Source organism: Krasilnikovia sp. MM14-A1259 (assembly GCF_047159535.1).
GTDB lineage: Bacteria > Actinomycetota > Actinomycetes > Mycobacteriales > Micromonosporaceae > Actinoplanes.
In genome coordinates, this window is sequence record NZ_BAAGAJ010000002.1 from 6543039 (window position 1) to 6567352 (window position 24314).

Consider the following 24314-nt stretch of genomic DNA (forward strand, 5'->3'; position numbering starts at 1 on the left):
TAGGTTCGTGGCCATGACGGTCGTGCACCCGATCAGCCGGGCCTGGATCACCACTGGCGGCACCGGCGCGCAGAACTACGACGAGTTCGCCGACGACGCCGAGATCACCGCGATCATCGCCGCGAACCCGCACAGCGCGCTCGCGGTCGAGATGCCGCACCGGGCGCCCGACTCGCTCGGCAAGTCGTTCACCGACGCGCTGCCGGACGCGACGGCACGGCTCGCCGCCGAGCAGGCCCGCGGCGGCTACACCGCTGCCGACCAGGTCGTGGTGCTGTACCGGATCACCGCCCCCGGCGAGCCCGCCGCGTACGGGCTGTGGGCCATGGTCGACACGGACCAGATCTCCACCGCCGCGGACGAGCCCGGCCTGGTGATCCGCAACGAGGACGTCTTCATCGCCAAGGTGCGCGAGCGGGTGGCCCTCGCGGAGACGCTGCGTACCCTGCTGTCGCCGGTCCTGCTGCTGCAGACCGGGCGGGGCGAGCAACTGCACACCGCGCTCGCGGCAGCCGCCGACGCGGCCGGCGAGCCCGCCGCGTCCGACACCGACCAGAGCGGCCGTACCCACGCCATCTGGGTCGTCCCCGCGGGCCCCCTGCAGGACGAGCTGACCGGGCTGGCCGGCGGCGGCGAGCTGGTCGTCGCGGACGGCAACCACCGCAGCCTCGCCGCGCAGACCGGGGGGCTGACACGTTTCCTCGCGGTGGTCACGACCCCGGCCTCGGTCGCCATCCAGCCGTACAACCGGCTGGTCAGCGAGCTGCCCGCGGCCGACTTCGTGCCCGCGTTGCGCGCGGCCGGGGCGCAGGTCGAAGAGCTGCCGCGCCCCGCGGCGGTGCCCGCCAAGGGCGCGATCGAGCTGTACGCGCAGGGCCGCTCGTACGCGGTGGTGTTGCCGTCGTCGGCCGGAGAGTCCGCGGTCGACAACCTGGACCACGCCCTGGTCGAGCGGGTTCTGCTGCGCGACGTGCTGGGCCTCGACCCGGGCGACAAGCGCATCTCGTACGTGGGCGGCGACTACTCCGCGCAGTGGCTGCGCGGCGAGGTCGACGCGGGCCGCGCCGAGCTGGCGGTGCTGGTCGCCCCGGTGACCGTCGAGGACTTCGTGGCGGTCAACCTGGCCCGCCAGAAGCTGCCGCGCAAGAGCACCTGGTTCACTCCCAAGGCGCGGGCCGGCCTGGTCCTGGCCGAGCTGGGCTGACGGGGGCGCCGGCCGATGGGACTGCACCCGCAGGTCGAACAGTCGCTGCGGATGCGGCGCCGCCCGCCCGCGGACGCCCTCGCCGCGGACCCGATGGCTCTGCTGCGGTTCGTCCGTTCCGCGATGGAGGAGGCGAACGAGGCCGAGTGCGGCCCCGCGATCCCGCTGCCCGTGGTTTCCGACGTGGACGCCGCCGGGGTCCCCTGCCGGTTGTACGCGAACCGGCACGGCGCCCCGGTGTTCGTCTACCTGCACGGCGGCGGCTGGACGTACGGCAGCGTGGAGACCGTCGACCGGCTGTGCCGTCGCATCGCCGACCGTTCCGGCTGCGCGGTGCTCTCCGTGGACTACCGGCTGGCCCCCGAGCACGTCTTCCCGGCCGCCCTGCAGGATGTCGAGACGGTGCTGGGCTTCGTCCGTACCGAGGGTGAGGGTCTCGGCGTCGACCCTTCCCGGGTGGCGATCGGCGGCGACAGCGCCGGCGGTCAGCTCGCCACGATCGCCGCCCGGCGTCAGCGGGACGCGGGCACCCCGCTCGACCACCAGGTGCTCATCTACCCGGCCATCGATCCGATGACCGCGTCGGAATCGTACGAACAGGTCGGCGGGTACGGCCTGGACCGCGCCTCGATGCGGCTGGCGTGGGAGACGTTCGCGCCCGACCCGCTCACCCGATACGGCCCCGACGTCGCGCCGCTGGCGGCGAAGGATCTGGCCGGCATGCCCCCGACCCTGCTGATCACCGCCGAGTACGACGTGCTGCGCGACGAGGGCGCCGAGTACGCGGACGCGCTGCTGGCCGCCGGTGTCCCCGTGGTGCACGTCCGGTACGCCGGGGTCAACCACGGCTTCGCGCGCAAACTCGCGGTCTTCGATGCGGCTCGATGCGCTGCGGATCACATCGCCGTCACCCTGCGGGCCGCGCTGACGTTCTGAGCCCGGTTTGACAGACTGCGGGTCATGCGCGTCTATCTGGGTTCCGACCATGCCGGCTACGAGCTGAAGAACCACCTCGTCAACCACCTGTCCAAGCAGGGCCACGAGGTCATCGACGTGGGCCCGCACGGGTACGACCCCGACGACGACTACCCGCCGTTCTGCCTGCGGACCGGTGCCCAGGTGGTGGCCGACCCGGGCAGCCTCGGCATCGTCATCGGCGGTTCCGGCAATGGCGAGCAGATCGCCGCCAACAAGATCGAGGGGGTGCGGTCGGCGCTGGCGTGGAAGGTGGAGATCGCCCAGCTCGCCCGGCAGCACAACGACGCGAACGTGCTGGCCATCGGCGCGCGTCAGCACACCCTGGACGAGGCGGCCACGTTTGCGGACGCGTTCCTGAGCACCTCGTTCTCGGAGGACAAGCGGCACATCCGTCGCATCGCTCAGCTCGCGGAGTACGAGCGCACCCGGGAGCTGCCGCCCCTGCCGACGCCGCCGGCCTGACCGGGCCGGCTTCGACCGGGGCCGCCGGTCCCGCGCCGTTCTGGCCGGGCCGGTCTGATCCGAACGGCATGAGTCCGTCCGGTGATCTGTACGCGGATGCTGCGCTCGGCTGCTCATCGCGACCGTGTTCACGATCGTGGAGCTTGCGCGCCCGGGTGGTGGGTCAGCGGCGCGGCAGGTCCTCGCGGGGCGTCCAGTGGCGCCGCACGATCGGCAGGCCGGTGTCCGCCTCGGCCAGCTGCTCCTCGGTCGGGCGGGCGGCGTCCCGCGCCCGGAGCGCCGCACTCAGGCTGACCTGGGACGAACCGGAGCCGACCAGCCCGCGCAGGCCCCGCTCGGACTCGCGGTCGTCCGCACCGCCCGCACCCGCGCCCGAGGTGGGCCGGACGCCCGCGCCGGGCGGCCCCGGCCTGGCCCCGCTCCCGGCAGCCGGCCTGGCCCCGCCCGTGGCAGCCGGTCTCGGCCCGCTTCGGGCAGGCGGCTTGGCCCCGCCCGTGGCAGCCGGTTTCGGCCCGCTTCGGGCAGGCGGCTTGGCCCCGCCGGTGGCAGCCGGTTTCGGCCCGCTTCCGGCCGCGGCGGCTGCGTCGACAGGATCGTCGGCTGCGTCGACAGGATCGTCGGCAGGATCGGCAGCGGCAGCGGACGACGGGGGACGCACGCGGCGGCGTCGGCGCTCGGTTTCGCCCATGGCGCCGAACCTACCGCCGCGCGCCACTCAGAACATCTCGGTGGCGTGCGGCAGCCGATGCCAGCCGAACGCGGTGGAGGCCACCGCCAGCGCCCCCGGCGTCAGTTCCCGGACGCGGCCCGCGGAGCCCAGGGCGGCCAGCGACGGCCCACCCAGGTACGCGGCGCCCAGTTCCAGGACGGTGCAGGACAGGTCGGCCGGGTCGTCGGTGGGCGTGCACGTGGCGCCGCCGGGCCCCGCGGTGAGCCGCCAGCGGCCCGCGTTGGCGGGTAGCAGGACATCGGTCACTTCGATCACCACGTCGACGTCACGGGCGTACCGGCGGGCGGCCAGCGCGCGTGGCACGTCGATCAGGCGGACCCACAGCGCGTCGGAGATCCGGCTGCCGAGCCGCCGGGGCTCGTCGACCAGGTGCAGCAACGGCTCGTCGAGGGCGAGAAGGCCGGCCGTGGCCGAGCGGGTGAGGTCGATGGTGAGCAGGAAGCGCCACAGCGCCGCGTACGTGGCCGGGTCGGTGGCGACCACCTCGCGGACCCGTACCTCGCCGTCGGGGCCGCCACGGTCCCAGCGGGACAACGTGCGCCACAGGGCGTAGCCGGTGGGGCCGTCCGCGGTGTCGTGGACCACGCCGGACAGCGGGGTTGCGCCGTTGCGCTGGGACTCCAGGTCGGCGAGCACGTACCTCCACCACCGGTCGTCGCGGCTGGACCAGCCGGGGCGGTCGGGGCGGAGCTGCTCGTACACCTTGGCCAGGTCGGCGATCGCCTCGGCCGGCCGGACCAGGCGCAGGCGGGCGCCCTGTGCCGGGTCGCCGGCGGGCGTGTGCGGCGGCCGGCCCGGTGCCGGTTCGCGCAGGCTGATCTCGCGGGTCCGGACGTCGATTCGCAACTGCTGGGCGGCCAGGCCGTACCCGAATCTGGGGTAGATCTTGCCCTCGCTGGCCCACAGGACCGCGACCGCCTCGCGCCCGGCGGCGGCGATCTCGTGGAGCTGCCGGTGCATCATGCGGGTGAGAAGGCCGCGGCGCCGGTGGGCCGGTGCCACGCCGACCAGGGTGATGTGCGCGGCCGGGACCACCGCGCCGGGCACGGTCAGATCACGGGTGTACGCCGCCGCGTGCCCCACCACGAGCCCGCCGTCGTCGGCGACCAGGGAGCGTTCCGGCTCGAAGATCGATCCCTCGACGTCGCGGGCCGTCGGCGCCCAGGTTTCGTGGAAGACCTGGCCCATCAGGTCCGTGATCGCGTCCCAGTCGTCCGCGCTGCCGATCCTGAGCTGAATTCCCGCACCGTCCATGGCCTTCTGTGTAACGGACGGCGCGCGCGGCGGCGAGCTATTTGCGGGCTCGTTACTCTCGATGGCAGCAACGACGAGCGCGATGGCCGCAGCAGCGGGCGCTGGGCCCAGGGAAGGGAGCATGATGCCGGACCAACCGCGGTGGTCGGAACGGACCCTCGACATGCCGCCGCAGGACCCTTGGGCGGAGCCGCCGACCGCTTCGCAGCCGACCTCGCCGGGTGTCGTTCACGGTGATGCGTTCGCCACCCAGGCGGTCCCGCCGGGTGTCGCGGGCGGCCAGCTCCCGGGTCAGCCCGATGCGCACCCGTTCTCGCGGGGCCGGGCGCAGGTCAATCCGAATCCGCGGACGAGGCCGTTCGCCGAGCACGAGGCGACCGGTACGGGCTGGCCGGGCGCTGAGGCGCCGCATGAGCGTCATCCCATGGGCTGGCATCTGAAGCAGCTGCGCCGGGGCAGCGAATGGAGCACCGCGGCGTTGCTGTTCGCGTTCGTCTGCTGGGGGGTCTGGGCGATCTCCTCGGGCGGCAAGAAGTCGATGACCGTGCCGATCATCGTGTTCGTGCTGAGTGTCGTGGTCGCGGCGGGCCTGTTCGCGCTGGCACGGTTCGTCGGCGGGCTCGTGCTGGAGCGCCAGTTCGGCCGGGTACGCCGTACCGCGAAGGGTTCGCACCTGGTGGCGGCGCTGTTCCTGGTCGGGGTGGGGATCGCGCACCTGCAGCAGACGGATTGGGTGATGAGCAGCTTCCACTGGGTCGTCGGCCACCTCAAGTGATCTCCGCCGGCTGACCGCTGACCCCTCGGGATCCACCCGAGGGGTTTTTGCGACCTTGACATGTGACCTTTTGGTCACATAACTTTGGGTCATGACGGACGACGATCGGGTGTTCAAGGCCCTGGCCGACCCCACCCGTCGTTTCCTGCTCGACCTGCTGTTCGCCCGTGAGGGCCGCACGCTCACCGAGCTGGAGTCCGAGCTGGAGATGACCCGTTTCGGCGTCGCCAAGCACCTCAGGGTGCTGGAGGAGGCCGGTCTGGTCGTCGTTCGCCGTTCCGGGCGGGAGAAGCTGCACTTCCTCAATCCCGTGCCCATCCGACTGATCCACGACCGGTGGATCGACAAGTACACCGAGCGTCACGTGACGGCGCTCGTCGATCTGAAGAATGCGTTGGAGGAGGAAACATGACCACCGACACCGTCACCGCTACGGCGACCCAGGTCTACCGGGTCTGGATCAAGGCGGCCCCCGAGCGGATCTGGGCCGCGATCACGGATCCGGAGTGGAACGCCCGCTACGGCTACCAGGCGCCCAGCTTCTACGAGCTCAAGCCGGGAGGCGCCTTCCACTCGTCGGCCACCAAGGACATGAAGGATTTCGCCACTGCCAACGGCTTCGACGTGCCGGACACGATCCTCGACGGCGAGGTGATCGAGTGTGACCCGCCGCGGCGGCTCGTGCAGACGTGGCGGATGCTCATGGATCCGACCACCGCGGCCGAGCCGTTCACCCGGCTCACCTTCGAGATCGAGGACGCCAAGATGCAGGCCGGGGTCTGCAAGCTGACCGTGACCCACGAGCTGACCAGCGCCCCCGCCACGGCCGCGATGGTCGCGGGCACCGAGGATTCGGGCGCGGGCGGCGGCTGGGCCTGGATCCTCAGCGACCTCAAGACGCTGCTGGAGACCGGCGCGAACTTCACCGGCTGAGCGGTGGCCGCAGGTGCGCGGCCCCGGAGCCGCGCACCTGTCCGGGTTGACATCGCGCACCTTCTTATCGATTATCAATACATCGATAAACGATAAGGAGCTTCGTTGTCCACCACCGTCCGCCGACGCCGGCCCCTGCGCGGCATCCGGGTCCTGCTCACCCTCATGATCACCGGCAACGTGCTGGTGCTGATCAACGCGCTCCTGGCCGTGTGGGACCGCCAGTTCTTCGGGCATTTCCCGGTGCCCGTCGAGGACGTCTACGGCCCCCAGCCGTACGTCCTGCAGCAGGCGAACCTGCACCTGCACCCGTGGTCGGTCCAGGTGTCCGTGTCGGACCCGACCCTGCTGCAGGCGGTGCTCGCCCCGTTGGCCAACGGGCTTCCGGTCGCCGTCGCTGCACTCGGCATGGCGATCTTCGCCCGGCGCCTGGTCGACCGGGCCGCCGGCCTGCACCCGTTCACCGTGGAGATGGCCCACGGGCTGCGCCGTCTCGGCGCGGTGATTCTCGTGGGCGGGGTGCTCGCCGAGGTGGTCCGAGCCGCCGCGGCGCTCGCGCTGTACCGCACCGCACTGCCGCACGGTCACCCGTTCACCGGCGTCGACTGGCTCGTCCACCTCTGGTGGCTGCTGCCGGGTCTGATGGTGCTCGGATTCGCCCAGGTGATCGCGTACGGGTGCACGCTGCGTGCAGAACTCGACGAGGTGATCTGATGCCGCCGGAGGAGGAGCACCGGGTCGAGATCCACCTCGACCGGCTGCTCGCCGCCCGCGGGCTGACCCTCACGGAGCTGGCCGACCGGGTCGGGCTCACGCTCGCGAACCTGTCCGTACTCAAGAACGGGCGGGCCCGGGCGATCCGGTTCAGCACGTTGACCGCCCTCTGCGAGGTCCTGGACTGCCAGCCGGGCGATCTTCTGACCGTCCGCGTCGGCGAGCGGTGACCCCTCGCCTTCCCGGCGTCTGGCGGAAGCGGTCCCGGCACATGATTCCGGAACCGGTTCCAGCGTTCGGAGAGCGTTTTCCCGGAACCGGTTGCACCAGTGGCTTCTATCGATTGACCGACCGTCTCCTATCCATGCCGTTCTCTTGACGCTCCGGGCGGCGCGGCTGCTTTGCTGTGATGCAACTCATTAAGGGCTTGTTACCGAGAGGACTGCATCGCATGACGACCCACCGCCATGGGCGCCCAGATGCCCGCCCGCAGCGGCCCGGCAACCGGTCCCGCGGGCGCGCGCTGGCACTGAGCCTCGGGCTCATCCTCGCCGCGGCGATGACCGGACCGGCCGCCGCCGGTGCCGCTCCGCCCGGCCCGGCCCACTCGTCCGGCCTCGGCGCGAACGTCACCGTCTTCGACCCCGGCATGCCGGTCGGCGACATCCAGGCCGCGCTCGACGCCGCGTACGCCAAGCAGGTCGACAACGAGATGGGCACCGCCCGCTACGCGTTCCTGTTCAAGCCCGGCACGTACGGCACCACCGAGCACCCGTTGCAAGTCCGGGTCGGGTACTACACGGAGATCGCCGGTCTGGGCGCGTCACCCACCGACGTGGTGATCAACGGCAAGGTCGAGGTCTACAACCGGTGCCTGGAGAACGGCGGCACGAGCAACTGCCTCGCACTGGTGAACTTCTGGCGCACCCTGTCCAACCTGTCCATCGCCGTGAACGCGGCCGGCCAGGACGGTTGCCGCGGGTCGGCCGACTTCTGGGCCGTGTCCCAGGCGGTGTCGTTGCGCCGGCTCAACATCACCGGCGCGAACCTGTCGCTGATGGACTACTGCACCGCCGGACCGCAGTACGCCAGCGGCGGCTTCATCGCCGACTCCCGGCTGCCGTTCGTGGTCAGCGGCTCCCAGCAGCAGTGGATCACCCGCAACAGCGAGGTGGCAGGCTGGTCGAACGGGGTGTGGAACCAGGTCTTCTCCGGCGTGGTCGGCGCGCCCGCGGAGGCGGGATTCCCGAACCCGCCGTACACGACGCTCGCCACCACGCCGGTGAGCCGGGAGAAGCCGTACCTGTTCGTGGACGGCGCGGGCCGCTACCAGGTCCGGGTGCCGTCGGCGCGCCGCAACACGCAGGGGGTCTCGTGGGCCAACGGCCTGACCGTCGGGCATACCCTGCCGCTGAGTGACTTCTTCGTGGCCCGCCCGTCGGACTCCGTGCAGCGGATCAATCGCGAGCTCGCCCGCGGCAAGAATCTGCTGCTGACCCCCGGCGTCTACGACATCGACCGCAGCATCGAGGTCGCGCGGCCCGACACGGTCGTGCTGGGTCTCGGGCACGCCACGCTGACCGCGGTCGGCGGTGCGGTTCCGCTGCGGGTCGCGGACGTACCCGGTGTGATCGTCGCGGGTGTCACGGTCGACGCGGGCACCGAGGAGTCGCCGGTGCTGCTGCAGGTCGGTGCACGCCGCGGCCACGGCTGGAGCACGGTGGCGGACCCGACCACACTGTCCGACGTGTACTTCCGCGTCGGCGGCCCGCACATCGGCAAGGCCGACACCGCGCTGGAGGTGAACAGCGACAACGTGCTCATCGACCACACCTGGGTATGGCGGGCCGACCACGGTGTCGAGGGTCTCACCGACACCCAGCGCTGGCACACCAACATCGGCCGGACCGGCGTCGTCGTCAACGGCGACAACGTCACCGCGACGGGCCTGTTCGTCGAGCACTTCCAGCAGTACAACACGGTGTGGAACGGCGAGCAGGGCACCACGGTGCTGTACCAGAACGAGCTGCCGTACGACCCGCCGACGCAAGCGGACTGGATGAACGGCAACGTCCCGGGCTATGCCGCGTACAAGGTCGGCACGCGGGTGAAGACCCACCGGCTCTACGGCGCCGGGGTGTACGTCTTCAACCAGAACAACCCGTCGATCCACACCGCGAACGGGTTTGAGGTGCCCGCGACCCCGGGCGTGAAGCTGCACCACATCATGACGGTCAACCTCAGCGCGGGCACGATCGACCACGTGGTCAACGGTGTCGGCGGCCCGGCCGACACCACCAAGGTCGGGCAGCCGGTGTACGTCGTGGACTACCCGGCGTCCTGACCGCGCCGCGACGGCGGGCCGGAGCCGGGCAGCTCCGGTCCGCCGTCGTATGTCCGGCCTGCCGGCCGTGCCTTCCGGCCCGCGTGCCTTCCGGCCCGCCGTCATGCGGCCGGGACGGGGGCGGCCCCAGCTCAGCCGCGGCGGAGCACCTCGCGGGAGCCCAGTGGCTGGAGCGGGCGGTTGTTGTCCGGGTAGCCGTCGTAGCCGGGGAATCCGGCCACCACGGCGTGCAGCCGCTCGACCGTGCCCGCGCCGACGAGTACGGGCGTGGGTAGGACGATCCAGCGCACCCCGGTGGTGCAGGGCGGGGTGGTCAGCGAGCCGCCGTACGTGAGATATCGGGTCACGACCGCGCCGTCCGTGGGGCGCCCGGTGCCCGTGGGCAGCAGGTCGGCGGCGCTCGCCGTGGTGCCGGTGTCCGTCTCGGTGCCCGCGGCCGCCGGGGCGGCGCGCGCCGTGCGGCGCAGCAGGCCGGCGGTGCCGCCGAGCGGGTAGCCGCCGGGCCGGGCGACGTCCGCGAGCACGGCCAGCACCGCGGTCGCCCCGTTGCTGTCGCGGTGCACCAGGTGGATCTCCATGGCGTACCGGTGGCCGTTCAGGACGTGCTCGCTGGGTACGTGGACATGCCACTGCACGAGGCGGTAGGTGGTCCCGCCGAAGCGCAGCGTGCCCTGTGCGCCGTCCGGTTGCGGCACCTCGACGACGTGGCCGGTGTTCTCGACGACGAGCGGCACGCGCGGGTAGTCGGCCCGCAGTTCCGGCAGTGCCGCGCGCCGTCCGTTGCCGAGCGCGACCGGTGACTGGTCGCCCTCGCCGCCGCAGGCCGCCCAGTCGGGCGTGAGCGAGGCCCAGTGTGCCGGTCCGTCGGTCCGGGCCGGATCGTGGGTCCAGGCCGGGACGGTGGCCGGCCCGGCCGCCGCGGCGGCGGATGTGGATGCGCCGGCCGCCGCGGCGGCGATCGGGACCGGCGCCGCGGCGAGGGCCGCGGCCAGCCCCGCGGCCCAGGCAGCGAGTACGGAGCGGCGGGCGCGCCGGGACAGATGTCGGCTCATCGGCTTCCTTCCGTGGACACTGCGGGACCGGGCCGTCACTGCGACCGAGTCTGTGGCATCCGGGGAACGCGCCGACATGCCATCTCATGATCTACGCCATCCGTGGGTAAGCCCCGGGAGTGCACGCCGTGACCAGGCCATCCGGCCGAAGCGCTTGCACCGGGCGCCCGGTGCCACTAATCTACAACCATATGGTTGTAGATCGAACGGACGTGCTCGACGAACTCGGCCCCGAAGGCGCCGATCGCGTCTTCCACGCCCTGGCGGACACCACCCGCCGCGACATCCTCGTCCGGGCGATCCGGGCCGAGCAGTCCGTCTCCGCGCTCGCCCGGCACTACCCGATGAGCCTCGCGGCGGTGCAGAAGCACGTGGCGGTGCTGGAAAAGGCCGCCCTCGTGGTCAAGCAGAAACGCGGCAGGGAGCAGGTGGTGCACGTGGACATGGCCGTGCTGCGCCGGGCCGCCCGGCTGCTCAGCGCGTACGAACGGCTGTGGGCGCACCGGGCCCGCGGCATCGAACAAATCCTGGCCGAAGATCAGCGAAAGGAAGCAAACCCGTGACCGTGATCAGCACACACAAGGACGTCGAAGCCCTGACGCTCACGTTCGTCGCCGAGTTCGACGCGGGCATCGCCCAGGTGTGGCAGGTCTGGCAGGACCCGCGCCGGCTTGAGCGGTGGTGGGGGCCGCCGACGTGGCCGGCCACGTTCGACCGGCACGAGTTCGTCGTCGGCGGCCAGTCCCGCTACTACATGACCGGGCCGGAGGGGCAGAAGGCGCGCGGCTGGTGGACGATCACCGCCATCGACGAGCCGCACCGGCTGGAATTCGACGACGGCTTCGCCGACGACACCGGGGAACCGGTGGACCCCGCCGACACCGTCCACATGGTCGTGACGCTCGAAACCGCGGGCGCGGGCACGCGGATGACGACGCTCACCACGTTCGCCAACCCGGAGCAACTGGAGAAGATGCTGGCCATGGGCATGGAGGAAGGCATGCGCCTGGCCATGGGCCAGATCGACGAGGTGCTCGCCGGCGCCCTGCGCTGAGCGCTGCCGCAAACACGCCGACCCGGGCGCGGCGGCGGCCGCGGATTCCCCGATTCCCGGCTCGCCGCGGACCCGGTTCCGGTAGGGATGGGGAGGAACCGGCATCCGACCGGACGCCGACCGGGACCGACGGGGGAGTACGTGAACGGTGCGGGGCCGGCCGTGAGCCGGCGGGCGTTGTTGACCGGTGTCGGCGGCGCCGCGCTGACCGGGGCCGTCCTGGCACCGGGCCGGGCCGATGCGGCGCCGGGCCGGGCCGATGCCGCGCCGCCGCCGGTGGTCCCGGTGGCGGCACGCGGGCGCGCGCTGCGGTTCCTGGACGCGATGACGGCGGCCCACGGCCAGTCCGGCGAGCTGCGGCTGCCCCAGTCGTACGCCGACCAGATCGGGCTGTTCACGACCGGATTCACCTACGACGCCGCGCTGGCGACCCTGGCATTCCTGGACGACGACCGTCCCGAGTCCGACGATCAGGCCCGGCTGCTCGGGCAGTCATTGGTCTACGCCCAGCAACACGACCCGCAGTACTCCGACGGCCGGCTGCGGCAGGCGTACACCGTGGGGCCGTACACGCGCGGCGGCGTGGCCCAGCCGTACGGGTTCGTGCGGCCCGACGGCACGGTCAACGTCGGCGGCGCGTTCGGGTTCAGCGGGTCCGGCACGGGCGAGTGTGCGTGGGCCGCGCTGGCGCTGTGCGGGCTGCACCGGCGTACCGGCGACGACCGGTTCTTCGGCGGCGCCGTCCGGCTCGGCGAGTGGATCGTGCGGACCTGCCGTTCGTCCGGCCCGCTCGGCGGTTTCACCGCGGGCATCGGCCGCGACGGCGGCGCCTTCCGGCAGGTCACCACCACCCACAACGCCGACCTGGTCGCGCTGTTCACGCAGCTCGCCGAGCTGACCGGCGACCGGACGTGGCTGGCCGCGCGGGCCGAAGCGGCCCGGTTCGTGGCCCGCATGTGGAACCCGGTCCGGCAGGCGTTCGCGTCCGGTGCGCCCGACGGGGCGTCCGTCGAGCAGTCCCTGACGCTGCTGGAGGCACAGACCCACGCCTGGCTGGCACTGTCGGATCTCGACCAGGTCGGCTGCCTGGACACGGTCGAGCGCCGGCTGAGCGTCACCGACTCCGCACGATCGCCCAACAGCGCCGTGGCTCCGGGCAGCAGCTTCACCGGCGTAACGGTGTCGTCCGCTTCCCGTACGGCCGACCCGACCGTCCCGATCGAGCCCGGGCTGCCCCGGCCCGACCCGGACGCGGTGTGGCTGGAGGGCACCGCCCAGTACGCGCTCGCGGTGCGGCTGTCCCCGCTCGGGGCGGCGCAGGTGGCCGGCCCGTTGCGGACCTTGATCGCCGCGCAGGCCCGGCTCGGCGCGGGCCAGACGGTCGACGGAAGCCTCCTGCCGCCGGGCGGCGGTCTGCTCGCCGCGACCAGCCCGCTGCATGTCGGGTTCGTGGACTCCGGCTACTTCCCGTACGCGCACGTCGCCGCGACCGCCTGGTACCTGCTGGCCGCGGCCGGCACCAACCCGCTGGGCGGAATCGCCGCGTCGGCGCCCGGACGGGACGACCACACCGCTCAGGGCTGACCATCCGCGCCGGAAGTCGTACGGTGTTGGTACCGTTCCGCGCGGCCCCGAACACGAGGCCCTGGCGTACGTGGAAGGGGGTTCGTCATGGGTTTGTGGGACAAGCTCAAGGGCGAGCTGGTCGACATCATCGAGTGGACCGACGACAGCCGGGACACCATCGTGTGGCGGTTCCCCCGCTACGAGAACGAGATCAAGATGGGCGCCCAGCTCGTCGTGCGGGAGTCGCAGACCGCGGTCTTCGTCAACGAAGGCCAGATCGCCGACGTGTTCACGCCCGGCACACACACGCTGGAAACGCAGAACCTGCCGATCCTGTCGACCCTCAAGGGCTGGAAGTACGGCTTCGAGTCGCCGTGGAAGGCCGAGGTGTACTTCGTCAACACCCGGCAGTTCACCGACTTCAAGTGGGGCACCCAGAACCCGATCATCGTCCGCGACCCCGAGTTCGGCGCGGTGCGGCTGCGCGCGTTCGGCGCGTTCGCGATGCGCGTGGTCGACCCGGCCCGGCTGCTGCGTGAGCTGGTCGGCACGGATTCCCAGTTCCGCACCGAGGAGGTGCAGGAGTACCTGCGCCAGCTCGTCGTCGGGCATCTCGGCGGCGCCCTGGGCCGGGCCAACGTGCCGCTGCTCGACCTCGCCGCCCAGCAGCTCACCATCGGCAACACGCTCGCCTCGGTGCTCACCGACGAGCTGGCGCCCAACGGCATCGCGATCACGAAGTTCATCATCGAGAACGTCTCGGTACCGCCGGAGGTGGAGGCCGCGCTGGACAAGCGCACCTCGATCGGGGTGGTCGGCAACCTGGACGCGTACACGAAGTTCCAGACCGCGAACGCGATCGAGGACGCGGCGAACAACCCGGGCGAGGGCGGGGCCGCGATCGGCCTCGGCCTGGGCATGGCCGCCGGTCAGCGGGCAGTTCAGGCGATGAACACCCCGGGCGCACCGGCCGCTCCCGCGATGCCGCCGCCGCTGCCCGCCGCCGAGTGGTACGTCGGGGTGAACGGCCAGCAGCAGGGCCCGTTCGACCTGACCGGGCTGGCCGCGCAGGCTCAGGCGGGCAGCCTGACCCGGGACACGCTGGTCTGGAAGAACGGCATGGCCGGCTGGCTCGCCGCCGGTCAGGTGCCCGAGCTCGGCAGCGTGTTCGCCGCCGTCCCGCCGCCCCTGCCGCCGCAGTGAAGCCGCTCCGGTGAACCAGTACCCGTGCTCCAAGTGCGGAGCCAACGTCGAGTTCGCGCCGGGCACCACGGTGCTGAAGTGCCCGTACTGCGGGGCGGAGACGCCGCTGGAGGCGACCGGCGCGCGGGTGCGCGAGCACTCGTACGCCGAGTTCGCCGGGCTGCCCCGCAAGCCGGTCGCATCGCTGGCCGCGTACACGTTCACCTGCCGTGGCTGCGGGGCGGTGACCCAGAGTGACAAGATCTCGGATCGTTGCCAGTTCTGCAGCGCGCCGCTGGTCGCGGATGCCACCACGGGCGAGATGGTGGCGCCCGAGGCCGTGCTGCCGTTCGGCGTGGACCGCGCCGCGGTCCGGGAGGCGCTGCGCGGCTGGGCGTCGTCGCGCTGGTTCGCGCCGAACTCGCTGAAGAAGATCACCGAGGCCGAGTCCACGCACAGCACGTATCTGCCGCACTGGACGTACGACGCGCGCACGCAGTCGCAGTACACCGGCCAGCGCGGCGTGCACTACTGGGAGACCGAGACCTACACCGAGGACGGGGAGACGAAGACCCGTCAGGTGCAGCGGACCCAGTGGTGGCCGGCGTCCGGCGAGGTGGCCCGCGACTTCGACGACGTGCTGGTCGCGGGGACCGGCAAGGTGGCGCCGAAGTACCTGGAAAAGCTGGAGCCGTGGCCGCTGAAGGAGGCGGAGCCGTACCGGCCGGAGTTCCTCGCCGGGCACGAGACGCTGCGCTACGACGTCGAGCCCGAGAGCGCGCTGGAGACCGCGAAATCGCGGATGGCCGACGTGATCGAGGACGACTGCCGGGACGACATCGGCGGTGACGAGCAGCGGGTCAGCTCCGTGCACACCAGCTATTTCGACGTCACGTTCAAGCTGATGCTGCTGCCGGTGTGGCTCGCCTGCTACCTGCACGCCGGCAAGACGTACCAAGTCGTGGTCAACGGTCGTACCGGTGAGGTGCTGGGGGAGCGGCCGTACAGTGCCGCCAAGATCGCCGCCGCGGTGGTCGCGGCGGTGGTCCTGATCACGGTGATCCTGATCGCGGTGGCAGCGTCCAAGAACGGATGACAGATCCGGCGGCGGGGGCCCGGCACGGGCCTCCCGCCTGCCGGATGATTCCTCGTCCACCGCGGTCACGTGATCGAGGTGGCGAAGCGGTCCCACACGCGGTGGCGGCCCAGAAGTTCCCGGACGGCGGCGAACGTGTCGCCGCCGCCACCGGGCGCGACGACGCCGGGCGTACCCGTGATCCCGGCCTTGTCCAGGACCTCGGTCCCGCCGTCCCAGGCGCCGATCGCCTTGGCGTGCCGCCACGCCTCGTCGGCGAGCCGCAGCACGCGCGGATCGATCGTGTCCTCGTCCGTGGCAACTCCGGCGGGCACTGGGTCGCGGGCGCGCAGCGGGGCGGCCTTGGCGTCGCGGGCCGGTGTCGCGCCGGGTGCCGGGCGCGGTGCGGCGGCCAGCAGCAGGGCGTCGAACTCGACCGACCGGGCCGTGTCGAACGTGCGCTGCACGGCCAGATCCCCGACCCGTCCGCCGTGCGGCGCGACCACCAACGGGACCAGCCCGGCGGCGAGGACCGCCTCGCGCACCGCGGCGACCGCGGCCAGGTCGGCGTCCGTGCCGACGACGATGCCGACCGTACGGCCGTCAGCGGGCCACGCGGCGCCCACTTGCGACAGCGCCGGGCTGGGTGCCACGTCGGCCGGCGGGCTCGTCGGCTTCGGCGCTGACAGCCCCAGTCCGGTCGCGACCTGGTCGCAGAGCACCGGGTCGATGTCGGCCAGGCATTGCAGTTGCCGCTCCTTGACGGCCTGCTCGGAGCAATTGCCCAGCTCGAACGCGTACGCCGCGACGATGTGCTCCTTCTCGACCGGCGTCATGCTCCGCCAGAACAGCCGGGCCTGGCTGAAGTGATCGTCGAAGGAGACCGGGTTGGCCCGGATCTTCGGTGCCTCGGCCACCCGGACGGGCACGTCGACGAACGTGCTCTCGGCGTCACCGGCCGGCAGCGGACGGCCGCCGCCCAGCGAGTTCGGCCGGTACGGTGCCAGCCCGGTGTGCACGGCCTGCTGGTGGAAGCCGTCGCGCAGCATGTCGTCGACCGGGGCGTGCGGGCGGTTGACCGGGATCTGGGCGACGTTCGGGCCGCCCAGCCGGGTGAGCTGGGTGTCGACGTACGAAAAAAGCCGGCCCTGCAGCAGCGGGTCGTCGGTCACGTCGATGCCGGGCGGCAGGTGGCCGACGTCGAACGCGACCTGCTCGCTCTCGGCGAAGAAGTTGCCCGGCGCGCGGTCGAGCACCATCCGGCCCAGGCGCTGCACCTCGGCCAGTTCCTCCGGCACCATCTTGGTCGGGTCGAGCAGGTCGATCCCCGCGAACGTCTCGTCCGGTGTGTCGGGGAAGACCTGCACACCCAGCTCCCACTCGGGGCAGGCGCCCGCCTCGATGGCGTCGTACAGATCGCGGCGGTGGAAGTCGGGGTCGATCCCGGCGATGAGCTGGGCCTCCTCCCAGGTCAGCGAGTGCACGCCGAGCCTGGGCTTCCAGTGGAACTTCACCAGCACGGTGTCGCCCGCGTCGTTGACCAGCCGGAACGTGTGTACCCCGAAGCCCTCCATGGTCCGGAATGAGCGGGGGAGCGCCCGGTCCGACATGTTCCACATGGTGTGGTGCTGGGCCTCGGTGTGCAGGGAGACGAAGTCCCAGAACGTGTCGTGGGCGCTCTGGGCCTGGGGGATCTCCCGGTCCGGCTGGGGTTTGGCGGCGTGGATGACGTCCGGGAACTTGATCGCGTCCTGGATGAAGAAGACCGGCATGTTGTTGCCGACCAGGTCGAACGTGCCCTCGGCGGTGTAGAACTTGGTCGCGAAACCGCGGGTGTCGCGGACCGTGTCGGCCGAGCCGCGCGAGCCCAGCACGGTGGAGAAGCGGACGAAGACGGGCGTCTCGCGTCCCTTCTTCAGGAAGTCGGCCCGGGTGATCGCCTCGGCGGTGCCGTACCCCGTGAACATGCCGTGGGCTGCGGCGCCGCGGGCGTGCACCACCCGCTCGGGGATCCGCTCGTGATCGAAGTGGGTGATCTTCTCGCGGAGATGGTGGTCCTGCAGCAGGGTCGGCCCGCGCGGCCCGGCCTTCAGCGAGTGGTCGGTGTCGCGCAGCCGGGCTCCGTCGGCGGTGGTGAGGAACGCGCCCTGCTGCGCGGGGCAGCCCGGGACCGCGCCGGCGGGTGTGTCCGCGGCGTCCTTGCGGGAATCCATGTGACGGCTCCTAGCGGGGTGGGGCGTCCGACTTCACCCGACTTACCCCGGCGGCACGCCCTCTAACGGCAGGCTTGAAGCGCGCCGGTTCGGGGAAAGTCCCGAGCCGTGATCCGCACACTGCTGCTCCTCCCGCCGCTGGTGGCGCTGATGGCCGGGGGTTGCGACTCGGTCGATCGGCGGGCGCAGGCGGCAACCGACGTCGCGGTGCAGATGCTGCGCGCCGTGGCGGACCGGGACGGCGCGGCCGCGTGTGCCCTGCTCGCCCCCGAGACCGCGGCCGGCCTGGCCGAGTCGCCCGGCCCGTCGTGCGCCGAGGCCGTTCTCGGTGAGGACCTGCCCGCGCCCGGGGCGGGGCGCGGGGTCGACGTGTACGGACAATGGGCGCAGGTCCGGCTCGACGGCGGCACCGTGTTCCTCGCGGTCTTCCGCGGCGGCTGGCGCGTGGTCGCCGCAGGGTGCAGTCCCCGCGGCGACGGCCGCCCGTACGACTGTGTGCTGGGCGGGAGCTGACCGATGCGACTGATGTTCGTGCTGGTGCTGCTGGTGGTCGTCGCGGGCCTGTCCTGCATCGTCGTGCTCGGGGTGCTGCACCGATGAGAAAACGGCTGCACCGATGAGAACTCGGCTGCGGGACAACTCGCTGGGCCTGGTGTTCGGTGCCCTGTTCGTGCTTGTGCTGGCCGGGCAGGCGATCGCGGGGCATGCCGACTTCAACCAGCAGCAGACCGCCGAGGGGCTGGCCCGAGTCTCGCTGGCGCGTTACCTCACCTCGGCCAGCTTCGGCGTCGATGTCGCGGAGAACTGGCAGTCCGAGTACCTGCAGTTCTTCCTGTACATCTTTCTGACGGTCTGGCTTGTTCAGCGCGGCTCGCCGGAGTCCAAGCAGGTCGACAACCGCGGCCGCGAATCCGAACGGCAGCAGAAGATCGGCGCGTACGCCGAGGACGATTCCCCCGGTTGGGCCCGTGCCCGCGGTCTCCGGTTGTGGCTCTACGCGAACTCCCTCGGCCTCGTGATGGGCCTGATCTTCCTGCTGTCCTGGCTGACCCAGTCGATCGCCGGTGTCGCCGCCTACAACGAGCTGCAACTGAGCAACCGGGAGGACCCGGCGTCGTGGGCGACGTACCTGACCGAGCCCGACTTCTGGAACCGTACGCTGCAGAACTGGCAGTCCGAACTGCTTGCGGTCGCGTCGATGGCGATCCTGTCGATCTATCTGCGGCAGCGTGGCTCCCCGCAGTCCAAGCCGGTCGGCGCCGCGCACATGGCAACCGGCGTGGAAGGCTGACCCGCGGCGTCCCCCACCGGCGGAGCATCGTTTTCGGAAAACCGGGTATCGGCAGGGGATGCGTATCGGATATTTCCTCTCCTGCGAGGAGTACGCGCCCGACCAGCTCATCGAGCAGGCCCGGCTCGCCCAGGACGCGGGTTTCCATGGGCTGTGGATTTCCGACCACTTCCACCCGTGGAACGACGCCCAGGGGCAGAGCCCGTTCGTCTGGTCGATCATCGGGGCGTTGAGCCAGGCCGTCAGGATCCCGGTGACCACCGCTGTCACCTGCCCGATCCTGCGAATCCACCCGGCGGTGATCGCCCAGGCCGCCGCCACCAGTGCCGTGCTGCACGACGGCCGGTTCGTCCTCGGGGTGGGCACCGGCGAGGCGCTCAACGAGCACATCACCGGCGCGCGCTGGCCGTTCGCCGAGGAACGTCTGGACATGCTGGAGGAGGCCGTGGACGTGATGCGGCAGTTGTGGGAGGGCGACTTCGTCACCCATCACGGCCGCCACTACACGGTGGAGCAGGCCCGGATCTACACGCGGCCGCCGGCAGCGCCCAAGGTGTACGTCTCGGCGTTCGGCCCCAGGTCCGTCCAGGTCGCGGCGCGCATCGGCGACGGCTACATCTCCACCCAGCCGGACGCCGACCTGGTCAAGCAGTTCCGGCAGTTCGGCGGCGGCGACAAGCCCGCGCAGGGCGCGTTCAAGGGCTGCTACGCGGCAACCGAGGACGAGGGCGTGCGGGTCGCCCACCGGTTGTGGGGTACGTCCGGTGTGCCTGGCGAGCTGGCACAGGTACTGCCGTCGCCGCGGCACTTCGAGCAGGCCGCGCAGCTGGTCACCCCGGAGATGACGCGGGAGTCGCTACCCTGCGGGCCCGACCCCGCACCGTACGCGGAACAGCTCAAGACGTACGCCGACGCGGGTTTCGACGAGGTGTACGTGGCGAACATCGGCCCCCGCTACGCCGAGTTCATCGACATGTTCCGCCGCGAATTCCTGTAGCCCCGCATGGCGGGCCGCCGTGCACGCCCGATGACCCATTCGGATCAGACCGAAAGGGCGCGCGCAGCAACCTCTGCGCCCCGGACGGCCGGAGTCCGTGGACGAAGCCGCACACACTCGAGCCCTGTGGAGGTGAAGGGCCGGCGGGTAGCATCCGGCGCGGCGAACGGCTGTGGACGGCGAAGGGAACTGGGTGGCGGTGGACGTGGCGACCGCCCTGCCCGGCGCCGGACCGGCCGCCCCGGCGGCCGGGGCCCGCCGGGTCCGTGAGCTGGCCGGGCAACAGCCCGTGCTGTTCATTGTGGACAACGCGGAACATGTGGCCTGCCCAACGTGATGACCACCGAGCTGGTGCACGCCGGCCGCCACGACCCGCAGCACACGATCACCGACGTGATCACGCCCGTGGTCGACCATCTCGACGAGAGTTCCGGGGACCAGCCGGCCGGCTATCGGGCGTTCGCGGCGCAACCCGGCAAGCAGATGTGGCTGTACACGTCGTGCGACGTCTCCGGCTGTGGTGCCGCGGGCGAGAAGGACGCCAAGTTCGCCGAGCCCTGGATCGACTACACCATCGACACGCAGGCCGCGCAGAACCGCGCCATGGGCTGGCTGGCGTACCGGTACCGGTGACGGCACGCTGTTCTACCCCGGCACGACCGCCCGGATCGGCGGCAGCACGCCGATCCCGCTGGAGTCGCTGCGATGAAGATGATCCGCAACGGCTACCAGGACTACGAGTACCTGCGGCTGGCCGACAAGGCGGGTCACGCCGCCCAGGCGCGGGCCGTCGCGAACGGCCTGTACCCGTCGATGCACGTGGCGGCGCCCAGCCCCGCGGCGATCGAGAACGCCCGGATCCGCCTCGCCGCGTTGATCGGCGGCGCCGGCAGCTGATCGGCGACGCCCCGCATCGGTTCACCGCCGCTGCGGGGCGTTCCGGCGGCGCGGGCAACCGCGCAAGAAAGCAGGTCAGGGCAGTGTGACGACCTGAGCCGCGTACGAGAGGCCGGCGCCGAAGCCCACGAGCAGTGCGGGACCCGTCGTGTCGGCCAGGGATGCCATTGCCTGGGGAATGGAGGCCGCGCCGGTGTTGCCATTGGTCGTGATGTCGGTGGCCACCCGGACATGCGGGCCGAGCCCCAGGGCCTTGGCCGCGACCGAGGTGATGCGCAGATTGGCCTGGTGGGGGATGAAGGCCGCAAGGTCGACAGCGGAGATGCCCGCCGCGTCCAGCGCGCGCCGGGCAAGGTCGGGAATGACGGAGGTCGCCCACCGGAAGACCTCAGGGCCCGCCATCCGAAGAATGCCCGCCTCGTCGTACCGCAGCAGCTCGCTCCGGGAGCCGTCGGAGCCCCACACCACGGGGCCGATGCCGCACGTCTGCGCCGGACCGACGACCACCGCACCCGCGCCGTCGCCGAAGAGGAACGCCGTGCCACGGTCGCGCTCGTCGATGATGTCGGTCATGCGCTCGGCGCCGACCAGGACCACGTAGCCGGCCGCGCCACTGCGGACGAGCGCGTCGGCGGTCGCCAGAGCGTACGGGAATCCGGCGCACGCCGCTCCCAGATCCATCGCGGCCGCCGCGCCGGCGCCCAACGCGTCGGCCACCAGGGGCGCTGCGGTGGTTGCGCGGCCGCGGTGGGACATCGTCGCCACCAGGACGGCCGAGACGTCGTGCGAATCGACGCCGGCGCTGGCAAGGGCCTTGGACGCGGCCGCCGTGGCCATCGTCACCAGGTCCTCGTCCTGTGCGGCGCGCCGGCGCGACTCGATGCCGCATCGGCGGCGGATCCACTCGTCGCTCGAGTCGATCAGGGCGGCGATCGTCTCGTTGCCCACCTCGGTCCGCGGGCGGTACGTGGCGACGCTCAGGATGCGCGACCCGGGGTGACCGGCGCGGCGCTGCAAAGGGTTGGCCATGACAAACAATCCAAGCATGCCCGACTGGATGCACTCTGAATGCTTCATTCCTCGCCAGTAACCAAGCGTCAGAGCGAGGCGGGAAGCGAATCCGCGCCGAGACCGGCCGGGCCCCCCAGGTGACATAACGCTCCGTACCGATCGCCTCGCGGCAGATCCATGCCGCGGCCACCTCGAGAGCCTGCCGGCCCCTCTGCGGTCGCAGGTCATCCGGCGAACTGGCATCGCCCCCCTGTTTGATGGCTCACGCGACGAGGTGCATACGACGTGCAAACCGTCGTCTCCCGGCGGACGCTCTACGTCGCACCAAGACGCATCGGGAGCCGTCACAGTCCGCGACGCAGGAGCGCGTCGCGCGCGGCCGACGAGTGCCGTCAGCGCCGTCGACCGGGCCGGTGAACGGACCGCGGTTTCAGGTCCTCACGGCACAGTCGGTGCGCGATCGCCTGAGCCTGAACAGCCGGATCGGTACCGTCGACCGGAACCGCGATGTGGCATCGCCCCGGCATGGGGGTGCCGCTGCCCGGTCCGGGCACGGGCGTAGTGGGCTGAACTCGACCACATCCAGGCGTTCACCGCGGGAGTCCTGCTTTGCGCGCTGCCTCGCCAACGGCTGATGCCAGGTTAGGCCGCCCGCCTTCCACTCGGGCGGCGGGGGCCGGCCTGGATCCCGGGGGAGGGACTGCGGGCTCTGGCACGAGCCTGGGCACCTGACGGCCTAACGGCGCAGGAATGGCACGGCAGGGCGTTCGGAGCTCTGAAACGACGACGGCCCGGGTCCGGGATATACCCGGTGACCTGGGCCGTTACGCTGTGGAGCGGGCGACGGGAATCGAACCCGCGTAGTCAGTTTGGAAGACTGAAACTCTACCATTGAGCTACGCCCGCGAGCCCCGGTTACCCGGGGACCGCGCACCAGGGTACTGAACGCGCGCCCGCCGCGCGAACCGGATCGCCGGGCGGGTGACTCCACGGCACACGCGCCTGGCGCGACCGCATACACTGACGGCGCCACGGGGTGTGGCGCAGCTTGGTAGCGCACTCGCTTTGGGAGCGAGGGGCCGTGGGTTCAAATCCCGCCACCCCGACTGCCACCAACCTCGCAAGCAACAAGGAGTACACCTGTGAAGAGCACCGTCGAGACCCTGAGCCCGACCCGGGTGCGGCTCGCCATCGAGGTGCCGTTCGAGGAGCTCAAGCCGAGCCTGCAGAAGGCGTACCGGGAGATCGGCTCTCAGGTGCAGGTGCCGGGCTTCCGGCGCGGCAAGGTGCCCGCCGCGGTCATCGACCAGCGGGTCGGCCGCGGGGCCGTCCTCAACGAGGCCGTTCAGGAGGCGATCCCGCAGCAGATCCTCGCCGCGGTCCGGGAGCACGAGGTCAAGACGCTGGGCCGCCCCGAGGTGGAGATCACCGAGTTCAACGACGGCAGCCCGCTGAAGTTCACCGCCGAGGTGGACGTCCGCCCGGAGATCACGATCCCGGACCTGTCGACCATCTCGGTCACGGTCCCGGCCGTCGAGGTCGCCGACAGCGACGTGGACGAGCAGGTCAAGGGTCTGCGGGAGCGTTTCGCCACGCTCAAGACCGTCGAGCGCGCCGCCGCCGAGGGCGACTACGTCCAGCTCGACCTGAAGGCGACCGTGGACGGCGAGGAGGTTCCGGGCGGAAGCGCGACGAACATCTCCCACGAGGTCGGCAGCAAGCAGCTCCTGCCGGGCCTGGACGAGGTGCTGGTCGGGATGTCCGCGGACGAGGACCGGACGTTCACCACCCAGCTCGTCGGCGGCGACTACGCCGGGCGTGACGCCGAGGTGCACATCACCGTCCGTACGGTCAAGGACAAGCAGCTGCCCGAGATCGACGACGAGTTCGCTCAGCTGGCCAGCGAGTTCGACACCCTCGAAGAGCTGCGCGGTGACCTGCAGCAGCGGCTCGGCAAGGTCAAGAAGGTCGAGCAGATCTACGCCGCCCGTGACGAGGCCCTCAAGCAGCTCGTCGAGGCCGCCGCGATCCCGGCGCCCGAGGGCATCGTCAAGGAAGAGGTCGAGGGCCGCAAGCAGGCCATGACCGACCAGCTCGAGCGGATCGGCGCCAGCCTGGCGGACTACCTCGCCTCGGAGGACAAGACCGAGGAGCAGATCGACGAGGAGCTCACCGAGGCCGCGACCGAGGGGGTCAAGATCCAGCTGCTGCTGGACACGATCGCGGACGCGGAGGACGTGCAGGTCTCCGACGACGAGTTCGGCCACGAGATCGTGCACCGGGCTCAGCGCGCCCAGATGCAGCCGCAGCAGTACTACGACCAGCTCGTGCAGTCGGGCGCCGCGGCGGCCGTCTTCGGCGACGTGCGTCGCGGAAAGGCCCTCGCGTCGGTCATGGAGCAGGTCACGATGAAGGACAGCGAGGGCAACACCCTCTCGCTCGACGACCTGCGCGCCGAGGGCGAGGACGAGCACGCCGGCCACGACCACTGACGGTGCGGAAGCGGGTCTGGCCGTCACGGCCGGCCCGCTTCCTGCCGTACGGGCCGGCGCCGTGCGCTGTCAGCGAACACCTGCCCGAGC

25 protein-coding genes, 2 tRNA genes and 1 pseudogene are annotated in these 24314 nt (G+C 71.5%); 22 read left to right on the top strand and 6 right to left on the bottom strand.

The window, feature by feature from the left end:
• Window positions 1-13: 13 nt before the first annotated feature.
• Genes ACMCNK_RS29765 through ACMCNK_RS29775 form a run of 3 tightly spaced genes read left to right on the top strand, consistent with a single transcriptional unit; the run spans window position 14 to window position 2644 of the window.
• Entirely contained in the window at window positions 14-1204 is a 1191-nt protein-coding gene (locus ACMCNK_RS29765; protein ID WP_412739652.1) for a DUF1015 family protein, read from the top strand.
• 15 nt (window positions 1205-1219) lie between these two features.
• On the top strand, window positions 1220-2140 hold the full coding sequence (locus tag ACMCNK_RS29770; RefSeq protein ID WP_412739653.1) for an alpha/beta hydrolase: 921 nt from the start codon (window positions 1220-1222) through the stop codon (window positions 2138-2140).
• 24 nt (window positions 2141-2164) lie between these two features.
• A complete protein-coding gene (locus tag ACMCNK_RS29775) occupies window positions 2165-2644 on the top strand; it encodes a ribose-5-phosphate isomerase (protein ID WP_412739654.1) in 480 nt (159 codons plus the stop codon).
• A 163-nt stretch (window positions 2645-2807) separates the two neighbouring features.
• On the opposite strand, the gene ACMCNK_RS29780 is transcribed toward ACMCNK_RS29775, so the two are convergent.
• A complete protein-coding gene (locus tag ACMCNK_RS29780) occupies window positions 2808-3332 on the bottom strand; it encodes a hypothetical protein (protein WP_412739655.1) in 525 nt (174 codons plus the stop codon).
• Window positions 3333-3359: 27 nt separating this feature from the next.
• Window positions 3360-4628: a GNAT family N-acetyltransferase gene (locus tag ACMCNK_RS29785; protein ID WP_412739656.1), complete on the bottom strand. Its 1269-nt coding sequence runs from the start codon at window positions 4626-4628 to the stop codon at window positions 3360-3362.
• 124 nt (window positions 4629-4752) lie between these two features.
• Between ACMCNK_RS29785 and ACMCNK_RS29790 the strand changes: the two genes are divergently transcribed.
• The 6 genes from ACMCNK_RS29790 (at window position 4753) to ACMCNK_RS29815 (ending at window position 9394) form a co-directional block, all read left to right on the top strand.
• Entirely contained in the window at window positions 4753-5403 is a 651-nt protein-coding gene (locus ACMCNK_RS29790; RefSeq protein ID WP_412739657.1) for a DNA-directed RNA polymerase II, read from the top strand.
• A 91-nt stretch (window positions 5404-5494) separates the two neighbouring features.
• Window positions 5495-5815: an ArsR/SmtB family transcription factor gene (locus tag ACMCNK_RS29795; protein ID WP_412739658.1), complete on the top strand. Its 321-nt coding sequence runs from the start codon at window positions 5495-5497 to the stop codon at window positions 5813-5815.
• A complete protein-coding gene (locus tag ACMCNK_RS29800) occupies window positions 5812-6336 on the top strand; it encodes an SRPBCC domain-containing protein (protein ID WP_412739659.1) in 525 nt (174 codons plus the stop codon). Before ACMCNK_RS29795 ends, ACMCNK_RS29800 begins: the two co-directional genes overlap by 4 nt.
• A 105-nt stretch (window positions 6337-6441) precedes the next feature.
• Window positions 6442-7050, top strand: a complete 609-nt coding sequence (locus ACMCNK_RS29805) for a hypothetical protein (RefSeq protein ID WP_412739660.1) — start codon at window positions 6442-6444, stop codon at window positions 7048-7050.
• Window positions 7050-7280 (top strand): helix-turn-helix domain-containing protein, encoded by a 231-nt coding sequence (locus ACMCNK_RS29810; protein ID WP_412739661.1) that lies wholly within the window; start codon window positions 7050-7052, stop codon window positions 7278-7280. Before ACMCNK_RS29805 ends, ACMCNK_RS29810 begins: the two co-directional genes overlap by 1 nt.
• Before the next feature lie 221 nt (window positions 7281-7501).
• Window positions 7502-9394 (top strand): adenylyl cyclase, encoded by a 1893-nt coding sequence (locus ACMCNK_RS29815; protein ID WP_412739662.1) that lies wholly within the window; start codon window positions 7502-7504, stop codon window positions 9392-9394.
• Between the two features lie 131 nt (window positions 9395-9525).
• Here ACMCNK_RS29815 and ACMCNK_RS29820 read toward each other — a convergent pair whose 3' ends face one another.
• Window positions 9526-10446, bottom strand: coding sequence for a carbonic anhydrase family protein (locus ACMCNK_RS29820; protein ID WP_412739663.1), 921 nt, complete (start codon window positions 10444-10446; stop codon window positions 9526-9528).
• Between the two features lie 191 nt (window positions 10447-10637).
• On the opposite strand from ACMCNK_RS29820, the gene ACMCNK_RS29825 reads away from it, so the two are divergent.
• From ACMCNK_RS29825 to ACMCNK_RS29845, 5 genes are all read left to right on the top strand, one after another.
• Window positions 10638-11009, top strand: coding sequence for an ArsR/SmtB family transcription factor (locus ACMCNK_RS29825; protein WP_412739664.1), 372 nt, complete (start codon window positions 10638-10640; stop codon window positions 11007-11009).
• Entirely contained in the window at window positions 11006-11500 is a 495-nt protein-coding gene (locus ACMCNK_RS29830; RefSeq protein ID WP_412739665.1) for an SRPBCC family protein, read from the top strand. The genes ACMCNK_RS29825 and ACMCNK_RS29830 overlap by 4 nt, the downstream gene beginning before the upstream one ends.
• Before the next feature lie 162 nt (window positions 11501-11662).
• Complete coding sequence (locus tag ACMCNK_RS29835) at window positions 11663-13084, top strand: hypothetical protein (protein ID WP_412739666.1); 1422 nt, start codon at window positions 11663-11665, stop codon at window positions 13082-13084.
• Window positions 13085-13171: 87 nt separating this feature from the next.
• Window positions 13172-14269, top strand: coding sequence for an SPFH domain-containing protein (locus ACMCNK_RS29840; protein WP_412739667.1), 1098 nt, complete (start codon window positions 13172-13174; stop codon window positions 14267-14269).
• Window positions 14270-14279: 10 nt separating this feature from the next.
• The gene (locus ACMCNK_RS29845; protein WP_412739668.1) at window positions 14280-15344 is read left to right on the top strand and encodes a hypothetical protein; all 1065 of its coding nucleotides are present in this window, start codon (window positions 14280-14282) and stop codon (window positions 15342-15344) included.
• Between the two features lie 65 nt (window positions 15345-15409).
• On the opposite strand, the pseudogene ACMCNK_RS29850 reads toward ACMCNK_RS29845, so the two are convergent.
• Window positions 15410-17509, bottom strand: a pseudogene (locus ACMCNK_RS29850) (catalase); the annotation flags it as partial.
• 135 nt (window positions 17510-17644) lie between these two features.
• Here ACMCNK_RS29850 and ACMCNK_RS29855 point away from each other — a divergent pair.
• From ACMCNK_RS29855 to ACMCNK_RS29880, 6 genes are all read left to right on the top strand, one after another.
• Window positions 17645-18049, top strand: coding sequence for a hypothetical protein (locus ACMCNK_RS29855; RefSeq protein ID WP_412739669.1), 405 nt, complete (start codon window positions 17645-17647; stop codon window positions 18047-18049).
• 103 nt (window positions 18050-18152) lie between these two features.
• Window positions 18153-18827 (top strand): DUF6766 family protein, encoded by a 675-nt coding sequence (locus ACMCNK_RS29860; protein ID WP_412739670.1) that lies wholly within the window; start codon window positions 18153-18155, stop codon window positions 18825-18827.
• A 58-nt stretch (window positions 18828-18885) separates the two neighbouring features.
• Entirely contained in the window at window positions 18886-19824 is a 939-nt protein-coding gene (locus tag ACMCNK_RS29865) for a TIGR03557 family F420-dependent LLM class oxidoreductase (protein ID WP_412739671.1), read from the top strand.
• Between the two features lie 172 nt (window positions 19825-19996).
• On the top strand, window positions 19997-20161 hold the full coding sequence (locus tag ACMCNK_RS29870; protein WP_412739672.1) for a hypothetical protein: 165 nt from the start codon (window positions 19997-19999) through the stop codon (window positions 20159-20161).
• On the top strand, window positions 20158-20457 hold the full coding sequence (locus ACMCNK_RS29875; protein WP_412739673.1) for a hypothetical protein: 300 nt from the start codon (window positions 20158-20160) through the stop codon (window positions 20455-20457). Before ACMCNK_RS29870 ends, ACMCNK_RS29875 begins: the two co-directional genes overlap by 4 nt.
• 72 nt (window positions 20458-20529) lie before the next feature.
• Window positions 20530-20721: a hypothetical protein gene (locus ACMCNK_RS29880; protein ID WP_412739674.1), complete on the top strand. Its 192-nt coding sequence runs from the start codon at window positions 20530-20532 to the stop codon at window positions 20719-20721.
• Between the two features lie 75 nt (window positions 20722-20796).
• On the opposite strand, the gene ACMCNK_RS29885 is transcribed toward ACMCNK_RS29880, so the two are convergent.
• Window positions 20797-21750, bottom strand: a complete 954-nt coding sequence (locus ACMCNK_RS29885; RefSeq protein WP_412739675.1) for a beta-ketoacyl-ACP synthase 3 — start codon at window positions 21748-21750, stop codon at window positions 20797-20799.
• Window positions 21751-22564: 814 nt separating this feature from the next.
• Window positions 22565-22638, bottom strand: a tRNA-Gly gene (locus tag ACMCNK_RS29890).
• 126 nt (window positions 22639-22764) lie between these two features.
• On the opposite strand from ACMCNK_RS29890, the gene ACMCNK_RS29895 reads away from it, so the two are divergent.
• Together ACMCNK_RS29895 and tig are read left to right on the top strand one after the other, a co-directional pair.
• Window positions 22765-22838 (top strand) — tRNA-Pro (locus tag ACMCNK_RS29895).
• 36 nt (window positions 22839-22874) lie between these two features.
• Entirely contained in the window at window positions 22875-24224 is a 1350-nt protein-coding gene (tig, locus tag ACMCNK_RS29900) for a trigger factor (RefSeq protein ID WP_412739676.1), read from the top strand.
• The last annotated feature ends 90 nt before the right edge of the window (window positions 24225-24314 follow it).

Bases quoted from the DNA above. Each gene is read 5' to 3' on its own strand.
- ACMCNK_RS29770 (WP_412739653.1), top strand. From the start codon at position 1,220: ATGGGACTGCACCCGCAGGTCGAACAGTCGCTGCGGATGCGGCGCCGC.
- ACMCNK_RS29775 (WP_412739654.1), top strand. From the start codon at position 2,165: ATGCGCGTCTATCTGGGTTCCGACCATGCCGGCTACGAGCTGAAGAAC.
- ACMCNK_RS29860 (WP_412739670.1), top strand. From the start codon at position 18,153: ATGAGAACTCGGCTGCGGGACAACTCGCTGGGCCTGGTGTTCGGTGCC.
- ACMCNK_RS29780 (WP_412739655.1), bottom strand. From the start codon at position 3,332: ATGGGCGAAACCGAGCGCCGACGCCGCCGCGTGCGTCCCCCGTCGTCC.
- ACMCNK_RS29795 (WP_412739658.1), top strand. From the start codon at position 5,495: ATGACGGACGACGATCGGGTGTTCAAGGCCCTGGCCGACCCCACCCGT.
- ACMCNK_RS29790 (WP_412739657.1), top strand. From the start codon at position 4,753: ATGCCGGACCAACCGCGGTGGTCGGAACGGACCCTCGACATGCCGCCG.
- ACMCNK_RS29865 (WP_412739671.1), top strand. From the start codon at position 18,886: ATGCGTATCGGATATTTCCTCTCCTGCGAGGAGTACGCGCCCGACCAG.
- ACMCNK_RS29815 (WP_412739662.1), top strand. From the start codon at position 7,502: ATGACGACCCACCGCCATGGGCGCCCAGATGCCCGCCCGCAGCGGCCC.
- ACMCNK_RS29880 (WP_412739674.1), top strand. From the start codon at position 20,530: ATGAAGATGATCCGCAACGGCTACCAGGACTACGAGTACCTGCGGCTG.
- ACMCNK_RS29820 (WP_412739663.1), bottom strand. From the start codon at position 10,446: ATGAGCCGACATCTGTCCCGGCGCGCCCGCCGCTCCGTACTCGCTGCC.
- ACMCNK_RS29840 (WP_412739667.1), top strand. From the start codon at position 13,172: ATGGGTTTGTGGGACAAGCTCAAGGGCGAGCTGGTCGACATCATCGAG.
- ACMCNK_RS29785 (WP_412739656.1), bottom strand. From the start codon at position 4,628: ATGGACGGTGCGGGAATTCAGCTCAGGATCGGCAGCGCGGACGACTGG.
- ACMCNK_RS29765 (WP_412739652.1), top strand. From the start codon at position 14: ATGACGGTCGTGCACCCGATCAGCCGGGCCTGGATCACCACTGGCGGC.
- ACMCNK_RS29810 (WP_412739661.1), top strand. From the start codon at position 7,050: ATGCCGCCGGAGGAGGAGCACCGGGTCGAGATCCACCTCGACCGGCTG.
- ACMCNK_RS29800 (WP_412739659.1), top strand. From the start codon at position 5,812: ATGACCACCGACACCGTCACCGCTACGGCGACCCAGGTCTACCGGGTC.
- ACMCNK_RS29885 (WP_412739675.1), bottom strand. From the start codon at position 21,750: ATGGCCAACCCTTTGCAGCGCCGCGCCGGTCACCCCGGGTCGCGCATC.
- ACMCNK_RS29825 (WP_412739664.1), top strand. From the start codon at position 10,638: ATGGTTGTAGATCGAACGGACGTGCTCGACGAACTCGGCCCCGAAGGC.